Annotated in this window: 22 protein-coding genes; 8 read left to right on the plus strand and 14 right to left on the minus strand. The window is 68.8% G+C overall.

Annotated elements, in window-relative coordinates:
• The first annotated feature begins 73 nt into the window (after nt 1-73).
• Nucleotides 74-1651 (plus strand): ATP-binding protein, encoded by a 1578-nt coding sequence (locus tag AC3ERS_RS15215; protein WP_431967829.1) that lies wholly within the window; start codon nt 74-76, stop codon nt 1649-1651.
• A 60-nt stretch (nt 1652-1711) separates the two neighbouring features.
• Here the strand turns inward: AC3ERS_RS15215 and AC3ERS_RS15220 are convergent, their stop codons facing one another.
• On the minus strand, nt 1712-2155 hold the full coding sequence (locus tag AC3ERS_RS15220) for a DUF4352 domain-containing protein (RefSeq protein WP_431967831.1): 444 nt from the start codon (nt 2153-2155) through the stop codon (nt 1712-1714).
• A gap of 320 nt (nt 2156-2475) precedes the next feature.
• On the opposite strand from AC3ERS_RS15220, the gene AC3ERS_RS15225 reads away from it, so the two are divergent.
• Nucleotides 2476-2853, plus strand: coding sequence for a nuclear transport factor 2 family protein (locus AC3ERS_RS15225; RefSeq protein ID WP_431967833.1), 378 nt, complete (start codon nt 2476-2478; stop codon nt 2851-2853).
• Between the two features lie 91 nt (nt 2854-2944).
• On the opposite strand, the gene AC3ERS_RS15230 is transcribed toward AC3ERS_RS15225, so the two are convergent.
• The 4 genes from AC3ERS_RS15230 to AC3ERS_RS15245 form a co-directional block, all read right to left on the minus strand.
• Nucleotides 2945-3700 carry an aminoglycoside adenylyltransferase family protein gene (locus AC3ERS_RS15230; protein WP_431967835.1) on the minus strand — a complete coding sequence of 252 codons (756 nt, stop codon included), beginning with the start codon at nt 3698-3700 and terminating at the stop codon, nt 2945-2947.
• A 43-nt stretch (nt 3701-3743) separates the two neighbouring features.
• On the minus strand, nt 3744-4745 hold the full coding sequence (gene rsgA / locus AC3ERS_RS15235) for a ribosome small subunit-dependent GTPase A (protein ID WP_431967996.1): 1002 nt from the start codon (nt 4743-4745) through the stop codon (nt 3744-3746).
• Nucleotides 4742-6037: a 3-phosphoshikimate 1-carboxyvinyltransferase gene (gene aroA, locus AC3ERS_RS15240; protein WP_431967837.1), complete on the minus strand. Its 1296-nt coding sequence runs from the start codon at nt 6035-6037 to the stop codon at nt 4742-4744. Before aroA ends, rsgA begins: the two co-directional genes overlap by 4 nt.
• A 120-nt stretch (nt 6038-6157) precedes the next feature.
• On the minus strand, nt 6158-7666 hold the full coding sequence (locus AC3ERS_RS15245; RefSeq protein WP_431967839.1) for an aldehyde dehydrogenase family protein: 1509 nt from the start codon (nt 7664-7666) through the stop codon (nt 6158-6160).
• A gap of 170 nt (nt 7667-7836) precedes the next feature.
• Between AC3ERS_RS15245 and AC3ERS_RS15250 the strand changes: the two genes are divergently transcribed.
• Nucleotides 7837-8640 carry an SOS response-associated peptidase gene (locus AC3ERS_RS15250; RefSeq protein ID WP_431967841.1) on the plus strand — a complete coding sequence of 268 codons (804 nt, stop codon included), beginning with the start codon at nt 7837-7839 and terminating at the stop codon, nt 8638-8640.
• Nucleotides 8641-8676: 36 nt separating this feature from the next.
• Here AC3ERS_RS15250 and AC3ERS_RS15255 read toward each other — a convergent pair whose 3' ends face one another.
• Both AC3ERS_RS15255 and ybaK read right to left on the minus strand, forming a co-directional pair.
• Nucleotides 8677-9075, minus strand: coding sequence for a hypothetical protein (locus tag AC3ERS_RS15255; protein ID WP_431967843.1), 399 nt, complete (start codon nt 9073-9075; stop codon nt 8677-8679).
• 339 nt (nt 9076-9414) lie between these two features.
• The gene (gene ybaK, locus AC3ERS_RS15260) at nt 9415-9906 is read right to left on the minus strand and encodes a Cys-tRNA(Pro) deacylase (RefSeq protein WP_431967845.1); all 492 of its coding nucleotides are present in this window, start codon (nt 9904-9906) and stop codon (nt 9415-9417) included.
• Nucleotides 9907-10089: 183 nt separating this feature from the next.
• On the opposite strand from ybaK, the gene AC3ERS_RS15265 reads away from it, so the two are divergent.
• Together AC3ERS_RS15265 and rsrA are read left to right on the plus strand one after the other, a co-directional pair.
• Nucleotides 10090-10854: a sigma-70 family RNA polymerase sigma factor gene (locus AC3ERS_RS15265; RefSeq protein ID WP_488186262.1), complete on the plus strand. Its 765-nt coding sequence runs from the start codon at nt 10090-10092 to the stop codon at nt 10852-10854.
• Between the two features lie 20 nt (nt 10855-10874).
• The gene (rsrA, locus tag AC3ERS_RS15270) at nt 10875-11138 is read left to right on the plus strand and encodes a mycothiol system anti-sigma-R factor (protein WP_431967999.1); all 264 of its coding nucleotides are present in this window, start codon (nt 10875-10877) and stop codon (nt 11136-11138) included.
• 74 nt (nt 11139-11212) lie between these two features.
• Here rsrA and AC3ERS_RS15275 read toward each other — a convergent pair whose 3' ends face one another.
• Complete coding sequence (locus tag AC3ERS_RS15275; protein ID WP_022597109.1) at nt 11213-11287, minus strand: 50S ribosomal protein bL37; 75 nt, start codon at nt 11285-11287, stop codon at nt 11213-11215.
• A 134-nt stretch (nt 11288-11421) separates the two neighbouring features.
• Here AC3ERS_RS15275 and AC3ERS_RS15280 point away from each other — a divergent pair, with 134 nt between their 5' ends.
• Together AC3ERS_RS15280 and AC3ERS_RS15285 are read left to right on the plus strand one after the other, a co-directional pair.
• Nucleotides 11422-11637: a biotin/lipoyl-binding carrier protein gene (locus tag AC3ERS_RS15280; protein WP_431967847.1), complete on the plus strand. Its 216-nt coding sequence runs from the start codon at nt 11422-11424 to the stop codon at nt 11635-11637.
• Nucleotides 11638-11657: 20 nt separating this feature from the next.
• Nucleotides 11658-13172 carry a sensor histidine kinase gene (locus tag AC3ERS_RS15285; RefSeq protein WP_431967849.1) on the plus strand — a complete coding sequence of 505 codons (1515 nt, stop codon included), beginning with the start codon at nt 11658-11660 and terminating at the stop codon, nt 13170-13172.
• Nucleotides 13173-13604: 432 nt separating this feature from the next.
• Here AC3ERS_RS15285 and AC3ERS_RS15290 read toward each other — a convergent pair whose 3' ends face one another.
• Nucleotides 13605-13859 carry a WhiB family transcriptional regulator gene (locus tag AC3ERS_RS15290; RefSeq protein WP_011211115.1) on the minus strand — a complete coding sequence of 85 codons (255 nt, stop codon included), beginning with the start codon at nt 13857-13859 and terminating at the stop codon, nt 13605-13607.
• A gap of 248 nt (nt 13860-14107) precedes the next feature.
• Nucleotides 14108-15055, minus strand: a complete 948-nt coding sequence (locus tag AC3ERS_RS15295) for a diacylglycerol/lipid kinase family protein (RefSeq protein ID WP_431967851.1) — start codon at nt 15053-15055, stop codon at nt 14108-14110.
• 128 nt (nt 15056-15183) lie between these two features.
• On the opposite strand from AC3ERS_RS15295, the gene AC3ERS_RS15300 reads away from it, so the two are divergent.
• Entirely contained in the window at nt 15184-15612 is a 429-nt protein-coding gene (locus tag AC3ERS_RS15300; RefSeq protein ID WP_431967853.1) for a hypothetical protein, read from the plus strand.
• A gap of 21 nt (nt 15613-15633) precedes the next feature.
• Here AC3ERS_RS15300 and AC3ERS_RS15305 read toward each other — a convergent pair whose 3' ends face one another.
• The 4 genes from AC3ERS_RS15305 to AC3ERS_RS15320 are packed head-to-tail and all read right to left on the minus strand — an operon-like array spanning nt 15634 to nt 18716.
• Entirely contained in the window at nt 15634-16323 is a 690-nt protein-coding gene (locus AC3ERS_RS15305; protein ID WP_431967855.1) for an endonuclease V, read from the minus strand.
• 17 nt (nt 16324-16340) lie between these two features.
• Complete coding sequence (locus AC3ERS_RS15310; protein WP_431968001.1) at nt 16341-16817, minus strand: GNAT family N-acetyltransferase; 477 nt, start codon at nt 16815-16817, stop codon at nt 16341-16343.
• Nucleotides 16818-16825: 8 nt separating this feature from the next.
• Nucleotides 16826-17434 carry an acid phosphatase gene (locus tag AC3ERS_RS15315; protein WP_431967857.1) on the minus strand — a complete coding sequence of 203 codons (609 nt, stop codon included), beginning with the start codon at nt 17432-17434 and terminating at the stop codon, nt 16826-16828.
• A gap of 46 nt (nt 17435-17480) precedes the next feature.
• Entirely contained in the window at nt 17481-18716 is a 1236-nt protein-coding gene (locus AC3ERS_RS15320; RefSeq protein WP_431967859.1) for an Rv3212 family protein, read from the minus strand.
• Between the last annotated feature and the right edge of the window lie 801 nt (nt 18717-19517).

Here is a 19517-nt window from a genome sequence, read left to right on the forward strand (position 1 = left end):
GCTCGCAAGTAGTGTGTGCTGGTCGAACCCGCGAGTGAGGTGACTCCAGCGGCCAGGAGGGGAAGGACTTGCATTGCGGTACTTCAACACCACGGGGCCCTGCGACCCGAAACGGCATTACATGCTCCCCGCCGCCGAGCGGCTGCCCGATGCTCGCCGGTTCATCGACCGTGGGCAGTACTTCGTCCTGCACGCGCCGCGACAGTCCGGGAAGACGACCAGTCTGGCGGAACTGGCGCGGGAGTTGACCGAAGAGGGGGAGTACCTTGCGTTGCGCTTTTCTTGCGAGTCTGCCGAACCCTTCGGTGATGACGTCGACGTCGTAGAGCAAGTCCTGCTGGATGTGATAAGCAAACGGGCCATGGCGCGTGGGTTCGCTCCCGAGTTGTTACCCCCCGACCCGTGGCCAGAGGCCAAGCTGGGCAACCGCCTCACCGTCGCACTCACCGCGTGGACCGTCCGTTGTCCTCGGCCGCTGGTTTTGTTCTTCGACGAGATCGACGCAATCCGGGGCGAGAGCCTGCGCAGCGTGCTAAGGCAGCTGCGGGACGGCTACACCGATGAACGGGACGAATTCGTGCATGCGGTCGTGCTGTGCGGGCTGCGCGACGTCCGAGACTACAAGGTGGCTTCCGGAGGCGACCCGTCGCGACTCGGATCCGCCAGCCCATTCAACATCAAGGTCGAATCGGTGCGCATCGGCGACTTCACCCATGCCGAGGTGGCCGAGCTGTATGAGCAGCACACCGAGGAAACCGGGCAGAAGTTCACCGCCCGCGCAGTCGATCTCGCCTACTACTACACCCAAGGTCAGCCCTGGCTCGTCAACGCCATTGCGGCCGAGGTCATCGACAAGATGCGGGTGCGAACCACGATCACCGACGACCACATCGACGAAGCCAAGGAGCGGTTGATCGTCGCGCGTGCCACCCACCTGGATTCGCTGGTCTCGAAACTGGGTGAGGACCGTGTGCGGATGGTCATCGAACCGCTGATCGCGGGCACGTTGCTGGATGCGGATCTCACCTTCAACGATGCCGTCTCCTACGTCCGGGATCTCGGCCTCATCGCAGACGATCGACCGGTCCGCGTCGCCAACCCGATCTACAAGGAAGTCATCCTCCGGGTGCTGGGATCGGCGATCGAGAACAACGTGCTCCTCGAGCCGAGCAGCTTCCGGATGCCGGACGGCCGCCTCGACTTCCCCCGCCTGCTCACCGAATTCGCCGCGTTCTGGAAACTGAACGGTGAGGTCCTCGCTGCCCAACAGGGCTACCACGAAGCGGCCGCGCAGCTGGTGATGATGGCGTTTCTGCACCGAATCGTCAACGGCGGCGGCTACATCGACCGGGAATACGGAGTCGGCCGCGGACGTATCGATCTGCTCGTCCGCCAGCCCTATACAGACGCGAACGGCCGCCGGGCGTGGCAGCGCGAGGCGTTGGAGCTGAAAGTCTGGCGGGACAGGGAAACCGATCCACTCGCCGTCGGCCTCGGCCAGCTCGACGGGTACCTGGACCGTTTCGAATTGAGCACCGGAGTACTGGTGATCTTCGACCGCCGCTCCGCAGCCGAGCCGATCGATCGTCGCACCGTGTTCTCCGAGGCGACAACACCCGCCGGCCGAACGGTCACCGTCTTGCGCGCCTGAACTTGCCAGAACCGAAGGCGCCCAGAGGTTTCCCGGGGCGCCTTCGTCGTCTTCAGTCGATCACCCCAGTGCGACTCGGGCGCCGCCGGAGAAAGCCGAGTCGTGGAATTCGATGGCGGCCGGGACGGTGCCTTTCGGGACGTCGAAGGCGAGGATCACCGAGATCTTGTTGCCGGGGTTGATCTCCGCCGCCAGATCTTTATCGAGGTTCAGCTCGGCCGCGGTGTCGTTGGTGTACAGGCGTCCTTGGTCGTCCACCAGTTTCTGGTTGTCGCCGAAGTAGGTCTGCGGTTTGTCGGCCGTGTTGGTGACGTCGACGTACACCAGGATGTATTCGCCCTGAGCCTCCTTCTTCAGGAACTCGTTGTCACCGACCGAGGCGACGGGCGGATCGACGCGGGTGACGACGAAACCGAACTTCCCGTCGCGAACCTCCGAACCCGCAGGCGCGGCAGAGGTCCGCTTCTCCGTGCTCTCGGCCATCTCGTCGGCCGCGCTGCTCAACAGCGCGACGCAACCGCCGAAGGTGATACTCCGGCGGGCATCCTCACCACGGTCCGGACACGCCGTTGGAGGGTGGCGTCGGCCCCGCTGCCAGCGGGGAAAACCGGGCGGTACGCCAGTGCACGGCCCGTCCGATTCGGAGTACGCGCCGTATCGAGATCGCACGACGAGAGGCGTCCGGGTTTTTCCGGGGCACCTGAGTGTTTCGTTGTCGAGCGACCGACGCGAAATGTGGGTCAGATTGGGCGGTCCAGTTGATCGGGGATAGGCCGAAGCGAATATTCGGCGCTTTCGCCCGCCGCGGGAGTACCGTCTGCGGCATGGATCGCGATACGGTTCGCGCATGGGTGGCGGGCTATGAACGGGCTTGGCGCACATCGGGCACCGACGCTCTCGCTGAGCTGTTCGCCGCCGACACCCACTATGTGGTGTCTCCCTGGGCGGAGCCGATTGTCGGCCGCGCGGCGCTGGCCGAGTTCTGGGAAGCAGGCCGGGACGGAGCGGACGAGCCGTTCGCGATGACCTTCGACCTCGTCGCGGTGGACGGCGACACGGCCGTGGTCCGTGTGCAGGTCGAATACGAGCGGGACGATCCCGCGCGCTGGCGTGACCTGTGGGTCATCCGCTTGGACGATTCCGGTCGCTGCGTCCACTTCGAGGAGTGGCCGTTCGCGCCGGGGCAGCCGGACGTTCAGTGACCACGGCGTCGTGCGGCGTTCGATCCGAACGCTCCGACAAGAGCGCGAACTGCCCGCCCCGACGGCGACGTGCTCGGCGCTTATACGCGATTCACGCGCTGTACTGAAGTATTTCGCTGACGAGCGCGGACGCGGTGTCGTGCGCCTGCGGTAGTCGGTCGGCCCACACGTCCTCGGCGTCCCCAACGTAGACCGCGCGGGCGTGCGCGAGCGCCGGCCGGTGTTCGGTGGGGAGCCGGTCGAGGGCCCAGCTCGCGGCCTCGGATTTGGCGCGAATCTCGCCCGTTTCCAATGTCATCCAGACACGGGCCAGGCGGAGCAGCACGTTGCGGGTGTCGCTGTCGAGTTCGGCGAGCAGGTCGGTGACGCCGTCGAGCAGCACGCCGCGCAGATGCTCCGGCGGGACGGGGTCGAGGAGCTCCGCGGGCGGCGGGCCGAGCAGCGGCGAGTCGGCCTGGAGGGTCATCGTGATCAGGACGGCGAGGTCGGGATCCGGTGCGGCGGTGGGCAGCATGCCCCGTTCGTAGTCGTCGCGCAGCCATTCGCCGTACTGGAAATCGAGGGTCGGCGGGTACTGCCACGGCCGCACATCGGCCTGGGCGACCGTGCTGAGCTCGATCGGTCGCCCCGCGCCGGGGACGCGCGGATCGCCGGAAACGGTCAGTAGTCCGTCCATCAGCGCGCGGCGTCGCGCACTGTCCAGACGCCCATCGGTGACGACGAGAACGTCGATGTCGCTGTGCGGCCGCAACCCGCCGAGCGCGGCCGAACCGTGGCGGTAGGCGCCGAGCAGCAGGGGCCCGAGCGTGGTGCGGAGCAGGTCGGCGACGGCGGCTTCCTGGGTCACCCGGTCCACCCTACTGCCGTAGGGCGCGTCAGCGGGGGAAGCGCTACCAGGGCTCGTTGGAGTTCAACGCCACCAGCAACCGCCGGATGGCGGCCACCCGCCGCTCCTTGTCGGGCAGCGTGTCCAGCGCGCACTCGGGATCCGCGGGCGGCCCGAGGTGGGTGCAGCCGCGCGGGCAGTCCTCGATCGCCTCGGCGAGATCGCTGAACGCCAGGATGACGTCGTCCGGGGTGATGTGGGCGAGGCCGAAGGAGCGCACGCCGGGTGTGTCGATCACCCAGCCGCCGCCGGGCAGCGGCAGCGCGATGGACTGAGTGGAGGTGTGCTTGCCTTTGCCGACGCCGGAGACCTCGCCGACCGCCCGATCGGCGTCCGGCACAAGGCGATTCACCAGGGTCGACTTGCCGACGCCGGAGTGCCCGATGAACGCGGTGAGGTGGTCGGTCAGCAGGCCGAGGACCGGATCGAGTGGATCGTCGATGCCGCCGTAGACGATCGTGAGATCGAGATCGTCGAAGGCCGAGGCGAATTCGGAGTCGGCGGCCAGATCGTGCTTGGTGAGGCACAGCACCGGACGCAGCCCGCCGACGTAGGCGGCGACCATGCACCGCTCCACGAAACCGGTGCGCGGCGGCGGGTCGGCCAGCGCCACCACGATGAACAGCTTTTCGGCGTTGCCGACCACGATCCGCTCGAACGGGTCGGTGTCGTCGGCGGTGCGGCGCAACACCGTCCCGCGTTCGCCGACGCGCACGATGCGGGCCAGGGTGTCGGGTTTGCCGGACAGATCGCCCACGACGTCCACCTGGTCGCCGACCACGATCGGGGTGCGGCCGAGCTCACGCGCCCGCATGGCCACGATCCTGCGTTCGGGGTCGCCGCCCAGCACGCAGCCCCAGCGCCCGCGGTCGACGGAAACCACCATCGCGGCCTCGGCGTCGTTGTGCTGCGGGCGAGTCTTGGTGCGGGGACGCGAACTTCGGCCGGGACGAACCCGCACATCGGATTCGTCGTAGCCCGCGGCGGAGCGTCGTGGCCGGCTCAGTGCGCAGCTCCGTCGTTCAGCATCCGCTCCCACAGCGCGACGAAATTCGGCAGTGTCTTGGCGGTGGTGCCGATGTCCTCGATCTCCACGCCGGGCACCTTCAGGCCGAGGATCGCGCCCGCGGTGGCCATCCGGTGGTCGGCGTAGGAGTGCCAGGCGCCGCCGTGCAGTGGTGCGGGCACGATCTCGAGCCCGTCCTCGGTCTCGGTGACCTTGCCACCGAGACGGTTGATCTCGGTGGCCAGCGCCGCCAGCCGGTCGGTCTCGTGCCCGCGCAGGTGCGCGATGCCGCGCAGCCAGGACGGGGAGTCGGCCAGCGCGGCCAATGCGGCGACGGTCGGGGTCAGCTCGCCGACGTCGTGCAGGTCGATGTCGATGCCCGCCAGGCGTTCCGGCCCGCGCACGGTGAGCACACCGTCGAAGACCCTGGCCTCCGCGCCCATGCGCACCAGGATCTCGCGGATCACGTCGCCGGGCTGGGTGGTGAGGCGTGGCCAGTGCGGAATCCGCACCTCGCCGCCGGTGACCGCCGCCGCGGCCAGGAACGGCGTGGCGTTGGACAGGTCGGGTTCCACGTCCCAGTCGACGGCGCGGACAGGACCGGGCTCGACGACCCAGGTCTGCGCCTTGCGGCTGTCGGCGGGCGCCTGCACCCGAACATCGGCGCGGCGCAGCATTTCCACCGTCATCTCGATGTGCGGCATGGACGGCAGCGCTTTGCCGTCGTGATGCACGGTCAGGCCCTCGTCGAAGCGGGCGGCGGAGAGCAGCAGTCCGGAGACGAACTGCGAGGATCCGGAGGCGTCGATGGTGACCGGCCCGCCGCGCAGTGCGCCCTTGCCGTGCACCGTGAACGGCAGCGCGTCGCCGTCGATGTCGGCGCCGAGCCCGCGCAGCGCGTCCAGAATGGTGCGCAGCGGCCGCACCCGAGCCTGGGCGTCGCCGTCGAAGGCCACATCGCCGACCGCAAGCGCCGCCACCGGCGGCAGGAACCGCATCACGGTGCCCGCGAGGCCGCAATCGACCGCGCCGCCGCCGAGCGTCGCCGGGGTGACGCGCAGCGTCTCGGCGTCACCCGCGATGTCCGTGCCCAGCGCGCGCAGCGCGGCGATCATGAGATCGGTGTCGCGGCTGCGCAGCGCCCCCGTGATCGTGGAGGGTCCGTCGGCGAGTGCCGCGAGGATCAGTGCGCGATTGGTGATCGATTTGGATCCGGGCAGGGTGACGGTCGCGTGTACCGGGACATCGACGTGGGGCGCTGGCCAGAAAGTCACCAGTCCATCTTGGCCCATCGGGTGATCGGACACACCGGCGGTCGTGAACTGCGGCCGAATCGGTGCCGGGAGGACGGGCACGCCGGTATGCGCGAACCAGCCGTCCGCTGCGGCCGGTTCGCGCATACCCGGCGTTGTCTACTTGTGCCTGCCGTGCAGGAACGGAACCAGCTTGCGCAGCAGCTTCATGGTCGAATCGGTGCGGGTGTAGCTGAGCAGCGCCATACCGGGAACCGTGAAGCGCTGCACCGCGATCGAATGCGGCCGGACGAACTCGCGCAGGCCCGGTTCGCCGTGGATGCGGCCGATGCCGGAGTCGGCGACCCCGCCGAACGGCAGACCGGGGATGGCGGCGAAGGCGAGCACCGAATTCACCGAGGTGGCGCCGACGCGCAACCGGCGCGCGATGTCCAGGCCGTTCTTCTTCGAGTACACCGCCGAGGACAGGCCGTACTTGGACTTGTTGGCCAGTTCCACGGCCTCGTCGACGCCGTCGACGGTGCGGATGGTGACGGTCGGCCCGAAGGTCTCCTCGGCCACCGCCTCGGAGTCCTCGTCGACGTCGACGAGGACGACCGGCTCGATGAACGGACCCTTGATCGACTCGGGCCCGCCGAGCACCGCGGTGCCGCCCTTCTTCAGCGCGTCCTCGATGTGACGGCGCACGATATCGATCTGGCTCGGCATGGTCATCGGGCCGTAGGCCGCCTTGTCGTCCGAGCCGGGCTTGATATCGGAGAGGATCCGCTTGACCTCGGCGACGAATTCCTCGCGCACCGAGCGGTCCACGTACACCCGCTCCACGCCCGCGCAGGTCTGGCCGCTGTTGGCGGTGGCGCCCCAGGCCACCGCGTCGGCCGCGGCCTTGACGTCCGCGTCGCCCGCCACGATCACCGCGTCCTTGCCGCCACACTCCAGCAGGACCGGGGTGAGGTTCTCGGCGGCCGCGGCCATGATGCGCTTACCGGTCGCGGTGGAACCGGTGAAGGCGATCTTGTCGACGCCGGACTTCACCAGCGCCGCGCCGGTAGCGCCGTAACCGTTGATGGTCTCGAAGACGCCCTCGGGCAGTTCGGGGTTGGCCTTCTTGAACGCCTCGGCGAGGAAATTGCCGATGCCCGTGGAGAATTCGCTCGGCTTGAACACCACGGTGTTGCCAGCGGCCAGGGCGTAGGCGATGGAGCCGTTCGGGGTGTAGACGGGGTAGTTCCACGGTCCGATCACGCCGATGACGCCGAGCGGGCGCTGCTCGAGACGGGCGGCGAAGTTCGACATCAGCACACCGGGGGAGACCTTCTTCGGCGACAGCAGCTTCTTGGCGTTCTTGGCCGCCCAGGCGATGTGCTCGAGCGCGAGCATCAGCTCCAGGAACGCGTCGTCGAGCGGCTTGCCGTTCTCCTTGTGAATCAGCGCGGTGAATTCCTCGGAGTCGGCGACCAAGCGGCTCGACCAGCGCAGCAGATGCTTGCGGCGTTCGTCGAAGCTCAGCGCGCCCCAGGTGGTGGCGGCGGCACGGGCCTTGGCGACGGCCGCGCGCACCGCGTCCTCGTCGGCGATGGGATAGGTGGCGATGACCTCGCCCGTGGCCGGGTCGACAGACTTCAGCAGTGTGTCGGGTGTGGCGGGGGTGGTCTCGGTGGTTGTCACGTGGGCTCTCCTCTTGCCTCTACGGTGGCCGGTCGGTGCGCGTGCCGGAGCGGATGGGTGTGATGGCCGTCCCATCCGTTGAGAGAATGCTAGGTCAAAACTCTCACCAGGTCACCACTCGGTATCGATTGTCCCCGAGCTTGTCGGTGTGGGGTGGGAGTATCGGAGATATGTGCGGACGATACGCGACGACGACGAACCCGGGCAGGCTCGCGGTCGAGCTGGACGCGATCGACGAGACCGGCAGCGAAAACGATTCGCGCGGAGGCGGTTTCGAGAACTACAACGTGGCGCCGACGAACCGGGTGCTGACCGTGGTGGAGCGGCACGACCACGACCACCCGGACGACGATCCGACGCTGCGCATCCGGCGCATGCGCTGGGGACTGATCCCGACCTGGACGAAGGCATCCGAGCCCGGTGTCCCGGCCAAGGGCAAACCGCTGTTCAACGCCCGCGCGGACAAGGCGACCACCACCGCCTCGTTCCGCGACGCCGTGAAATACCGGCGCTGCCTGGTGCCGATGGACGGCTGGTACGAGTGGCTGACCGAACCGGACCCGATCGGCGGCGCGAAAGGCAAGGCCGTCAAGCACCCGTACTTCATGGCCAACGCGGACGGCTCCCTGCTGTACATGGCCGGGCTGTGGTCGGTGTGGCGGGACCGCTCGGTGCGCGACAGCGAGCCGCTGCTGTCCTGCACCATCCTGACCACCGACGCGGTCGGCGACCTGACCCGCATCCACGACCGGATGCCGCTGCCGATGCCGCGCGAGCACTGGGATGCCTGGCTGGACCCGGACCACCCGGCCCCGGCGGAGCTGCTCGAGACGCCGAGCGTGGACGCGGTGGCGGGCATCGTCGCGCGACCGGTGTCGCCGCTGGTGAACAGCGTGAAGAACAACGGCCCCGAACTACTCGCCGAGGTGTCGGGAGGCGGCGGAGAGAAAGCCGGGCAGATCAGCCTCTTGTGATCGCCCGGCCGTCGCGCTATCGGCGGTTCGCGTAGCTCACAGCTTGCATTTCACCGCGTCGGTGGCGATGTTGAGCCCGCACTTGATGATGTTCGCCATCAGATCGATGATCGCGGAGGTGACGCCCCCGCCGTTCTTCTCGGCCTTGTCCGACTGCTCGTTCTGCTCCTCGTCCAGGCCGGACTTCTTGTCGGACTTGCCGTCGGACTTGTTGTCGGACTTGTTGTCGGAATTCCCACCGGACAGCCCGGCGAAGGGATCGTCGTCGGACTCGTCATCGGCCAGCCCGTCGAACGGGCCCTCGACCTGAGTCGCGGACGGGCCGCCCGGCGCGGCGGCGGCCTCGGGCGCCTGCAACGCGGCGGAGCCGACGGTCAGCAGGGCGGCTCCGGAGAGGGCGACGATCGCGGTGCGCAGACGGTAGTGCTGGGACATTTCGCATCACATCCTCGGGTCGGACGAATCGGACCTTGTTCGGTAACGCAGCTATCGGCGACGTGGAACGGGTGACGCACAGATCAGTAACGCACAGAAGAGGCGGCGCGCCCGCCGGTTTCACGGCGTTGCCGCCCGAGGCGTTACACAAGCAATTCGACGCCGCCAGCGCGCCGGTTGGGCCGTCCTTCTCGCCGATACGGTCCGTTCTCGCCCGCTCGTCGCAATCCCGGAGGCGGAGCCCACCGGCCCGATCGTTCAGGCCGTGATGGATGCGCTCTGTTCGTGCGCTCGACGCGTCCCGGGGCCCTGCCAACAGGAGCCGACCGGGCGCTCCGCTCAGGCCGTGATGGGCGCGGTGACCGCTGACGCGGCGCGGACGAGGTCGGCGGGTGCGAGCTCGATCTCCAGCCCACGCTTGCCCGCGCTGCACAGCACGCGGTCCCAGCTCAGCGCCGAGTCATCGATCACGGTCGGCAACTGCTTGCGCTGCCCGAGCGGGGAGATGCCGCCGAGCACGTAGCCCGTGGTGCGTTCGGCCTTGGTCTTGTCGGCCATGGCTGCCTTCGGTGCACCAAGCGCCGCGGCGGCGGCCTTGAGCGAGAGGGTGTTCGGCACCGGAAGCACCGCGACGGCGAGCACACCCGTCGACAATTCGATGATCAGGGTCTTGAAGACCTGCGCCGCGGTCACGCCGAGCTCGGCGGCCAACGCGTCGACGGCCTCGGCGCCGTAGGAGTCGGCGCGCGGATCGTGGGCGTAGGAGTGCACGCGGTGCGCGATGCTCGCCTTGGCCAGGGTGCGGATCGCGGGGGTCGAGGCGCCTGCCATGGGCGACAGATTAACGGCGCTCGGCGCCCTCGCCGCAACTCGTTTTCCCGGGCGGTGGCCGCGCGGGAAACCACGGCGCGCCGGATGCGGGAACACAGCGTGAGTCGGGCATGTTGCATGCGATACAGGCGCGGCGGACCGCCGTCGCGCCGGACGAACAGTACGAGGGACGACGTGAAGGAGATGTCGGTGTCCGTTCTGCTCGACGAACGTCCGGTGTGGACCGTCGCGTCGCCGACGAAAGCCGGGTTCCCCTCCGATCTGGACTTGCCGGTAGATTTGGCAGGTACAGCTATCGAAGGGACAGGTGTGACGAGCGACGAAGGCGTGGTGCACGACGACGGCGAGGTCGGCACCGCGGTCGATGATGCCGAGCTGGCGCAGCGTTTCGAGCGGGACGCGCTCCCGCTGCTCGACCAGCTCTACGGCGCGGCGCTGCGTATGACCAGGAACCCGGCCGACGCCGAGGACCTCGTGCAGGAGACCTACGTCAAGGCGTTCCAGGGGTTCAAGTCCTTCAAGGAAGGCACCAACCTCCGCGCCTGGCTGTACCGGATCCTGACGAACACCTACATCAACTCCTACCGCAAGAAGCAGCGCCAGCCCGCGCAGTACCCGACCGACGAGATCACCGACTGGCAGCTGGCCGCCACCGCGGAGCACAGCTCGACCGGCCTGCGCTCGGCCGAGGTCGAGGCGCTCGACGCCCTGCCGGACGACGACATCAAGGCCGCGCTGCAGGAACTGCCGGAAGAGTTTCGTATGGCGGTGTACTACGCGGACGTCGAAGGCTTCCCGTACAAGGAAATCGCCGACATCATGGGCACTCCCATCGGTACGGTGATGTCCCGGCTGCACCGCGGCCGCAAGCAACTGAAGGGTTTGCTCGCCGACGTGGCGCGCGAACGGGGGTTCAACCGCAGCGAGCGCCAGGAGGTCAAGCAGTGAGTGTGGAGCGGGACCCCGACATGGAGCTCGACTGCACGGCGGTACTAGCCGACGTCTGGCTCATACTGGACGGTGAATGCGACGACGCGACCCGCGCTCGTCTGCAGCATCACATGGATCACTGCTCGCCGTGCATCGAGGCGTACGGCATCGAGGAGAAGATCAAGAGTCTGCTCAGCCGCAAGTGCGGCGGCGACAAGGCGCCGGACTCGTTGCGCGACCGGCTGACTCTGGAGATCCACAAGTCGATCACGGTGATCAGGTCCGACACCACCGAGGCCTGACCACCCGAAAACGACCGAGCGGCACGCTCTTCCCCATGGGGAGCGTGCCGCTCGGTCGTTTCGTGCGCTACAGCTCAGGCGTTGGGCCGCTTGCCGTGGTTGGCCGCGTTTCCCTTGCGGCTGCGCTTCTTACGTCCGCGCTTACCCATAGGTAGTCTCCCTTCTGATTGAAGGTCATTCTTTCACGTGTGGTTGGCTGTACCTTCAGCGGATACAGGCGCGGTGCGGCGTCGCCGTCGGAGGTCCGGCGGAGCCGCCCGATCAACCGAGTGAATGAGGTGTCATGGCTGAGGAAGTGCGCGCGGAGATGGTGTCCACGGTCCTTACCGTCGAGGTGGCTGTGGGCGATCACGTCGAGGTCGACCAGACGCTGATCCTGCTGGAGTCGATGAAGATGGAGATCCCGGTCATCACCGAGAACGGCGGCGAGGTCACCTCCATCGCGGTGAAGCCGGGCCAGGTCCTACAGCAGGGCGATCTCATCGCCGTCGTCTCCTAGCGCGAAGCGGTAGACCGAACGTGGCGACACTGAGCGAGCTTCTTGCCGAACACACCGACCTCCCCGGCGTCGCCGTGGATCACCTGCAACGGGTGGTAGGAGATTGGCAGCTGCTCGCCGACCTGTCCTTCGCTGATCTGCTGCTGTGGGTCGGCGCCGGACCGGTGGTCGAAGGCGCGGACATCGTCTGTGTCGCCCAGTGCCGCCCCACCACGGCAGCCACCGTGCACGTGGAGGATCTGGTCGGCACCACCGCCGTCCAGGCCGATCACCCGCAGGTCTTCGACGCGTTGACGACCGGCAAGATCGTGCGCGCCGACAGCGATGTGGAGGCGCAGGGCGTCTATCACCCGCACCCCGTGCACGCGATCCGCGAGGCCATCCCGGTGCGCTGCGGGGACGACGTGATCGCAGTGCTCTCCCGCGACACCGACATGCAGCGCTCCCGGGTTCGCAGCACCCTCGAGATCGCCTATGTCGCGTGCGCCGACGACCTGTGCCAGATGATCGCCGACGGCAGCTTTCCGACCACCGAGGACCGGGCCGCCACGCACTCCAGCCCGCGCGCGGGCGACGGCTTCATCCGGCTCGACACCGACGGCACGGTCGTCTACGCCAGCCCGAACGCGCTCTCGGCCTATCACAGGATGGGCTTGCAGAGCGATCTGGCCGGACAGGATCTGGCCGTCACCACCCGCTCGCTGATCACCGACCCGTTCGACGCCCAAGAGGTCGTCGGCGACATCCAGGCCGCGCTGGCCGGGCGCACCGGGCGGCGCATGGAGGTCGAAGCGCGCGGCGCCACCGTGCTGCTGCGGACCCTCGTGCTGCGCCCGCACGGCGAGCTCGCGGGCGCCGCCGTGCTGGTCCGCGACGTCACCGAGGTGAAGCGGCGCGACCGCGCGCTGTTGTCCAAGGACGCGACGATCCGCGAGATCCACCACCGGGTGAAGAACAACTTGCAGACCGTCGCCGCGCTGCTCCGTTTGCAGGCCAGGCGCACCGAGAACGAGGAGGCGCAGGTCGCGCTGACCGAGTCGGTGCGCAGGGTGACCTCGATCGCCTCGGTGCACGAGATGCTGTCGATGTCGGTGGACGAAGAGGTCGATCTGGACGAGGTCGTCGACCGGCTGCTGCCGATCATGGCCGATGTCGCGACCGTGCACACCACCCGGATCAAGGTGCGCCGCGCGGGTTCGCTCGGCGTGTTCTCCGCCGAACGCGCCACCCCGCTGGTGATGGTGCTGACCGAGCTGGTGCAGAACGCCATCGAGCACGCCTTCGACTCCGGCCAGACCGGCACCGTGACGATCCGTTCCGAGCGTTCCGCACGCTGGCTCGACGTGATCATCAGCGACGACGGCCGCGGCCTCCCACCCGGCTTCAGCCTGGAGGCCTCCGACCGCCTCGGCCTGCAGATCGTGCGCACCCTGGTGACCGCGGAACTCGGCGGCTCCATCGGCCTGCACCCCGGCGCGGACGTGGGAACGGACGCCGTCCTCCGAGTCCCATTGGGCCGTCGTTCCGGCCGCTGACCTGCGATTTTGGTCGGCTGACCCGCGGTTTCCGTTGGCGTTCACGGGCCTTGCAGGAGGCGCAACGAGGCCACCCAATCCCTCGACCGCCTACCGTCATGTGACGAAGATCTCCCGATATGTCGGCGTGTCCCGGCACACTTCTGGCGTGTCACCGTCCATCGCCCCGCAACCACCACAATAAGCCTGTCCAACAACAGGTTTCGAGCGAAGCGAGATCGAGCATCAGCGTTCGCGGCCGTCTCGCGCCCGAGCGACCGAAGCGCACGCGACGCAGTCGCAAGTCTCGGTCGCTCGGGCGCGAGACACTAAGGGCCGCGAACCGCCGCGACGAAGTCGCGGCAAAACAATAGAGCCCGGCACCTCTAGGGTGCCGGGCTGAATGCTTTACCGGGCCGGGCTGGACAAGGCCCGGTAAGGCCGGTCGTCTTGTCAGACGACAGTGCGGGTGCGGGTGCGCGCGTTGCGACGCTTGAGCGCCCTGCGCTCGTCCTCGCTCATACCACCCCACACGCCGGCGTCTTGTCCGGACTTCAGGGCCCAGGACAGGCAGTCGGCAGTAACGGGGCAGCGAGCGCAGACCAGCTTGGCATCGGCAATCTGCGCGAGCGCAGGACCACTGTTACCCACCGGGAAGAACAGTTCGGGGTCCTCATCGCGACAGATGGCCTTGTGGCGCCAGTCCATTCCTCTGCTCCTTTGCTGGGCGCCGCAAAGGGCGCCTGTCGTTAGTGGATCGTTCACTTGTGCGACTCGAATGTTTCCGCACGGTTGCTTGTGAATGCTTTCACGAACACCGTAGATGTCAATAGGTATCCGGTGCACCGTGGGGAAGCTCACGCCATCGAGGTGTCCCCAAGGGGGACCTGCCCGGTCCTTTGTACTCGCTCTATGTGGTTTTCGCAGCACAACCGCGAGTTTTTCGCGGCGTTTCGTCAGCGGCGAGGCTGCGGCGCGACCACTTCGAGCACGTCGGGGACCGCCGTGAAATCCACCACGTTGCGCTTCCCGATAAAGTCGCCATCGATTTGCAGGCCGATGGGCTGCTTGGTCTCGATACGCACCGAAGGCACGTCGTCTTCACGAAACAAATTGCGGGACTTGGGATTTCCGTTTTCGGACAGGAGTTGCCGGGCGAGCATCAGTGTGGGCAGCACCGCCATGGATCGGACGGCGAACAGCCCGAGGCCCGTTTCGAAGCTCGTGCCGGGGTTGGTGCGCACCGGAGTGGCGTTCAGGTACGTCCACGGACTGGCGTTCGTGACGAACGCGTAGTGCACCTCGTCAACTACTTCGTGCCCCGGAATTTCGATGCGAATGTCCGGTTCCCGACGCTTCGCGCGAAAGAATTGTCGCACAGTTGTTCGAACATATCGACCGGGAGTGGCGGCGTGGCCTTTGGCGCGACTGGCGTCGATGGCCTCGCACACGTCGGCGTCGAGCCCGACGCCCGCGCTGAACGTGAACCAGCGGTCGTCGGCGAGACCGAGGCCGATGGTGCGATCGTGTTCCAGGGTCAGCAGGTCGATCAACTGGTTGGTCGCGGTCACCGGATCGGGCGAGATGCCGAGCGCTCTGGCGAACACATTCGCCGAGCCGCCGGGGATCACACCGAGCCGGGGAATCCACGCCTGTCCATCGTTCAGTTCGGGCAGCGGGAGGAAACCGTTGATGGTCTCGTTTACTGTCCCATCGCCGCCGTGCACGACGATCAGGTCCATCTCGTTGGTCGATGCCCACTGGGCCAGTTCGGCCGCGTGGCCGCGATGCTGGGTGTGCGCAACGGTCAGCTGAGTGCGGCTCTCCAAAGCATGGGCCAGTAGGTCTCGGGTCGCCGGTGTGGTCGAGGTGGCATTCGGGTTCACGATCAGCAACGTCCGCACGTTCGCAGCCTAGTAGGCGCGGCGGATCGCGTTCGCCGGCAGCGGGCGCACGACCGGGGTACGCCAGGACGCGACGGCGGGCGCGGCCGTGACCGGGCGCACCCTACGACGCGTCGTAGGCTTGGCGCGTGGCGGAAAGCGGCAAGGCAGAGGTTTCGGCGGACACGGTTCCCGCGACGGTCCGCGGCGCGGGCGGACTGGTCGCGCTGGAGGGTGCGGTCGCGGTGACGGTGGCGATCGTGCTCGTGGTGCGCGGGCTGCTCGGTCACGACCAGTCGCAGGCCAGCGGCTACGGCACCGCGGCGTGGTTCGGCATCCTCGGCGGCGCGGTGCTCGCCGCGGGCGTCGGGCTGCTGCTCGGCCACCGCTGGGGCCGGGCCATCGCCGTCATCGCCCAGATCCTGCTGCTTCCCGTGGCGTGGTCGCTGCTCACCGATTCGCACCAGCCGGTGTACGGCGCCCTGCTCGGCGTCGTCGTGGTCGCCGCGCTGATCCTGCTGTTCGTGCCGTCCTCGACGCGCTGGATGGCCAGGGACTACGGGGTGGCGCCGGACTAGCCGGACGCCGCCCTGCCGCGTCTAACGCGCGGCCGCGATCGCCGCGCGCAGCGCCTGCCGGCACAGCGCGTCGGCCCTGCGGGTGGTCTCGGGCTGGCGGTACTGCGGCGTGAGCGCGAGCACCTGCGCGCAGGCGGTGTCGAGATCGATCAGGTGCCCGACCGAGACGAAGACCGGCTTCACGCCCGTCCTGGTGCGCAGCGCCCTGCCGACCACCTCGCCATCGATGACCAGATCCGACGCGTCGCCGCGCTCCGGACCCGGCTCGGCGTAGTCGCCCCACGCGTTCTTGGCGACCCCGATCGTCGGCACCCCGGCCAGCACGCCGACGTGGCAGGCCAGCCCGAAGCGGCGCGGGTGGGCCAGTCCCTGGGCGTCGCAGATCAGCAGATCCGGTGCGGCGCCGAGTCTTTCGAGCACGCCGAGGGTGGTGGGCAGCTCGCGGAAGGCGAGCAGGCCCGGCACGTACGGGAAGCTCACCGCGCCGTGCGCGACGGCGGTGTCGACCGTCGCGAGGGTCGCGGCGTCGAGCACGACGACGGCCGCGGCGACCACGCCGCTCTCGTCGTCGTAGGCCGAGTCGAGCCCGGCGACTGTCCCGAATTGCGGCGGCTGGGGATTCGCGGCGACCACGAGCGGGCGCAGCGAATCCTGGATCGCCATCGCCTCCTCGGCGTCGGCGGGCCAGCGATCGGGTGTGTCGATCAGCACCGATGCTCCGCGCGGGCTCAGGACGCTTCGGCGGCCAGCTTCACCAGCTCGCCGCCCGCCAGCCGGTACCCGACCCACTCGTCCTGTTCGACGGCTCCGATCGAGCGGTAGAAGTCGATGGACGGCGTGTTCCAGGTGAGCACCGACCAGGAGACCCGGCTGTAGCTCTTGTCGACGGCCTCTTTCGCCAAGGCCGCGATCAGCGCCTTGCCGTAGCCTTTGCCGCGCGTCTCGGGCTTGACGTACAGGTCCTCCAGATAGATGCCGTGCACGCCGTCCCAGGTGGAGTAGTTCAGGAACCAGATCGCGCAGCCGACCACGCCGGTCTCGTCCTCCGCCACGTGCGCGAACAGCGCGGGCGCGGGCCCGAACAGCGCGGCGCGCAGCTGCTCCAGCGTGAGCGTGCACTCGTGGCGCGCCTTCTCGTACTCGGCGAGGTCGTAGACGAGGTCCACCAACGCCGGGACGTCGGCGGGGGTGGCGCGGCGGATCAGATCGGTGGTCACTCGGCTCCCTCGATGGTCGAAACGATGTTGTGCGCGTGGATGGTTCGCTCGTCGTGCTCGTAACCCAGCAGGCTCAGAGCGGCGGTCGACATGGCGAAGCGCCTGCCCTCGACGACCTCGAACTCGGCCCACCGCGCGATGAGCACGCGAGAGAAGTGCCCGTGCCCCACCAGCACCACATCCCGCTCCGGCAGGACGGGCTCGACGGTCGCGAGCACCCGGTCGGCCCTGACGCGGACCTGCTCGGCGGTCTCGCCGCCGGGCGTCACGCCGGTCCAGACGGTCCAGTCGGGCGCGGTCTCCCTGATCTCCTTGGTGGTCGTGCCCTCGTAGTCGCCGTAGTCCCATTCGGCGAGGTCGTCGTCGACGGTGGACTCGGGGAGACCCGCCAGCGCCGCGGTGCGCACCGCGCGCTGCCGCGGGCTGGTCAGGACGAGCGGATCACGCAGCTTCAGCTCGGCGAGCACCCGTCCCGCGGCCTCCGCCTGCCGCTCGCCGCGCTCGGTGAGCGGCAGATCGGTGCGACTGGTGTGCCGCAGATCGCGCGACCAGGAAGTCTCGCCGTGCCGGAGCAGAACCAGCCGGGCGTCGTTGTGTGCGGACATGTTCTCCATCATGGTCAGGCGCCGGACTCGCCGCCCGCCCGGTGCGTCAGCCGAGCGCGTGCAGGTCCCCGTCGTGCAGTTCCAGCACCGTGGTGCCGAGGACGGCGAGGGAGATCGGACCGCCCGCGTAGCCGGCCCGCTCGACCGGGATGCGTCCGACCTCGGCGCCCGAGGTCGTGTCGAGGACGGCGAGGCCGTCCGCGACCGGCATCAGCATCCGTCCCGCCATCAGCGCGGGCGAGCCGAGCGCGTTGGGCGCGACCCACAGCGGATCGAAAGTGCTTGCGTTCAAGGCGATCAGGCTGTTGCCGGTGAACACCAAATAGGACGAACCGATCCGGGTGGTGGTCGCGTTCGCCGCGAGTGGCGCGGAAAGCTGATGCACCACAAGGGGATTGCCGGTGCTGTCGTACACGGCCAGGCGCGGCGGCGTGGCTTCACCTGTGCCGGAGGCGGTTCCGCCGGGCAGGTAGAGCACGATCCGGTTGTCCGACACCGCGACCACCCTGGCGTCGGGTGAATCGGCGCCGGAACCGGCGAGCACGTGCGAGCCGTACTCCTCGGGCACCGTGTTGTCCTTGGGCGCCGGATTGAGCACCGTCAGCCGGGCCGCCGGATCCTCGGGGCAGCGTTCCAGCACGGCGAGGCGCGACGAGCTGGAACCGGCCGAGAGCAGCGTGCAGCCTTTGCGCGGTTGGGTTTTCACGTTCACCGGCGCGTCGACGTAGCCGTACTCCAGCGTCCGCACCAGATCCGAGCGCCACATCTCCAGCCGCCGCTCACCCTGCGCGAGCACGTAGGTGCCGTCCACGGAGAGGCGCACGCTCGGATCCATGTAGCTGCTGCGTGCCGTGCGTCGTTCCCCGGTGTCGCCCGCCAGCAAGGTGGCCTGGCTGCAGCCGCGCTGATCCCGGTACACCGCGACCACCATGCCGAACTGCGCCTCCACCCCGCACAGCGGCATATCCCGCCGGTAGCGCCACAATTCGGCGCCGGTGAGCGGGTCACGCCCGGTGACGGCGCCGTCCGAACCGGTGATCACCGCGCCACCGGAGACCAGCGCTCGCGCGGAGGCGTCGTCGGGCGTGTGCCACAGCTCCCGCAGGTTCGCGGGGAGCTTGTCGGCGGTCGGCGGCGTGGTCGCCGGGGTCGGCGCGGTCACCGATTCGGTGCCCGTCGCGTCGCCGCGCGCCCACACCACCAGCGCCGCGACCACCACGAGCACGGCGATCGCGACTGCGGAGATGATGTCGGCGCGCGTCCGCCGCTCAGGTGCGAGCACGATTGCGAGACTAGCGGATCCGCCGAACTACGCCGAAGCAGCCGTTCCCGCCGTGGCCGCCTCGGTCTCGCTCGCCTCGGTCTCGTCGGCCTTGCGCCTGCGCCTGCGCACCGGCTTCTCGGCGGCCTCCGCGTCGGCGGGAGCGTCGCCGTTCCCGTCGACCGCCGCGGCCGTCTTGCGAGTGCGGCGGCGCTTGACCGGTTCGGCCGGGGCCTCGCCGTTGCCGTTCTCGGCGGCGCCGTTGTCCGTCGACTCGGCCGTGGCTGTCTTGCGGGTGCGGCGGCGCTTGACCGGTTCGGCCGGGGCCTCGCCGTCGCCGTTCTCGGCGGCGCCGTTGTCCGCCGACTCGGCCGTGGCCGTCTTGCGGGTGCGGCGGCGCACGGGCTTCGCGGGCGCTTCCTCAGCGGTCGCCTCGGCTGCGGCGGTCCCGGCTGCCTCGGTCGCTGCGGTCTCGGCCGTGACAGGCGCCGAGATTGCGGCCGCCGCGGTTTCGGCCGCACCGGCCGTCGTGCTGTCGGCCGTGACAGGCGCCGCGGTTTCGGCGGCGACAGGGGTCGCAGTTTCAGCTGCGGCAGGAGTCGCGGTTTCGGCTGCGGTGGATGTCGCCTTCTCGGGCGCGACGTTCTCGGCCGTGACGGACGCGGAGTTGTCGGCCGTGACAGGTGCGGCGTTGTCGGCCGCGACGGGCGCTGCGTTCTCGGTCGCCTCGGCGGTTTCCGCTGCGCCGTTCTCGTCCGCCGCCTTGCGACGACGACGCCTGCGCCGCGCCGGAGCCTCGGCGGTCTCCGTCTCGGCACCGCT

This window comes from Nocardia sp. bgisy134 (assembly GCF_057708325.1).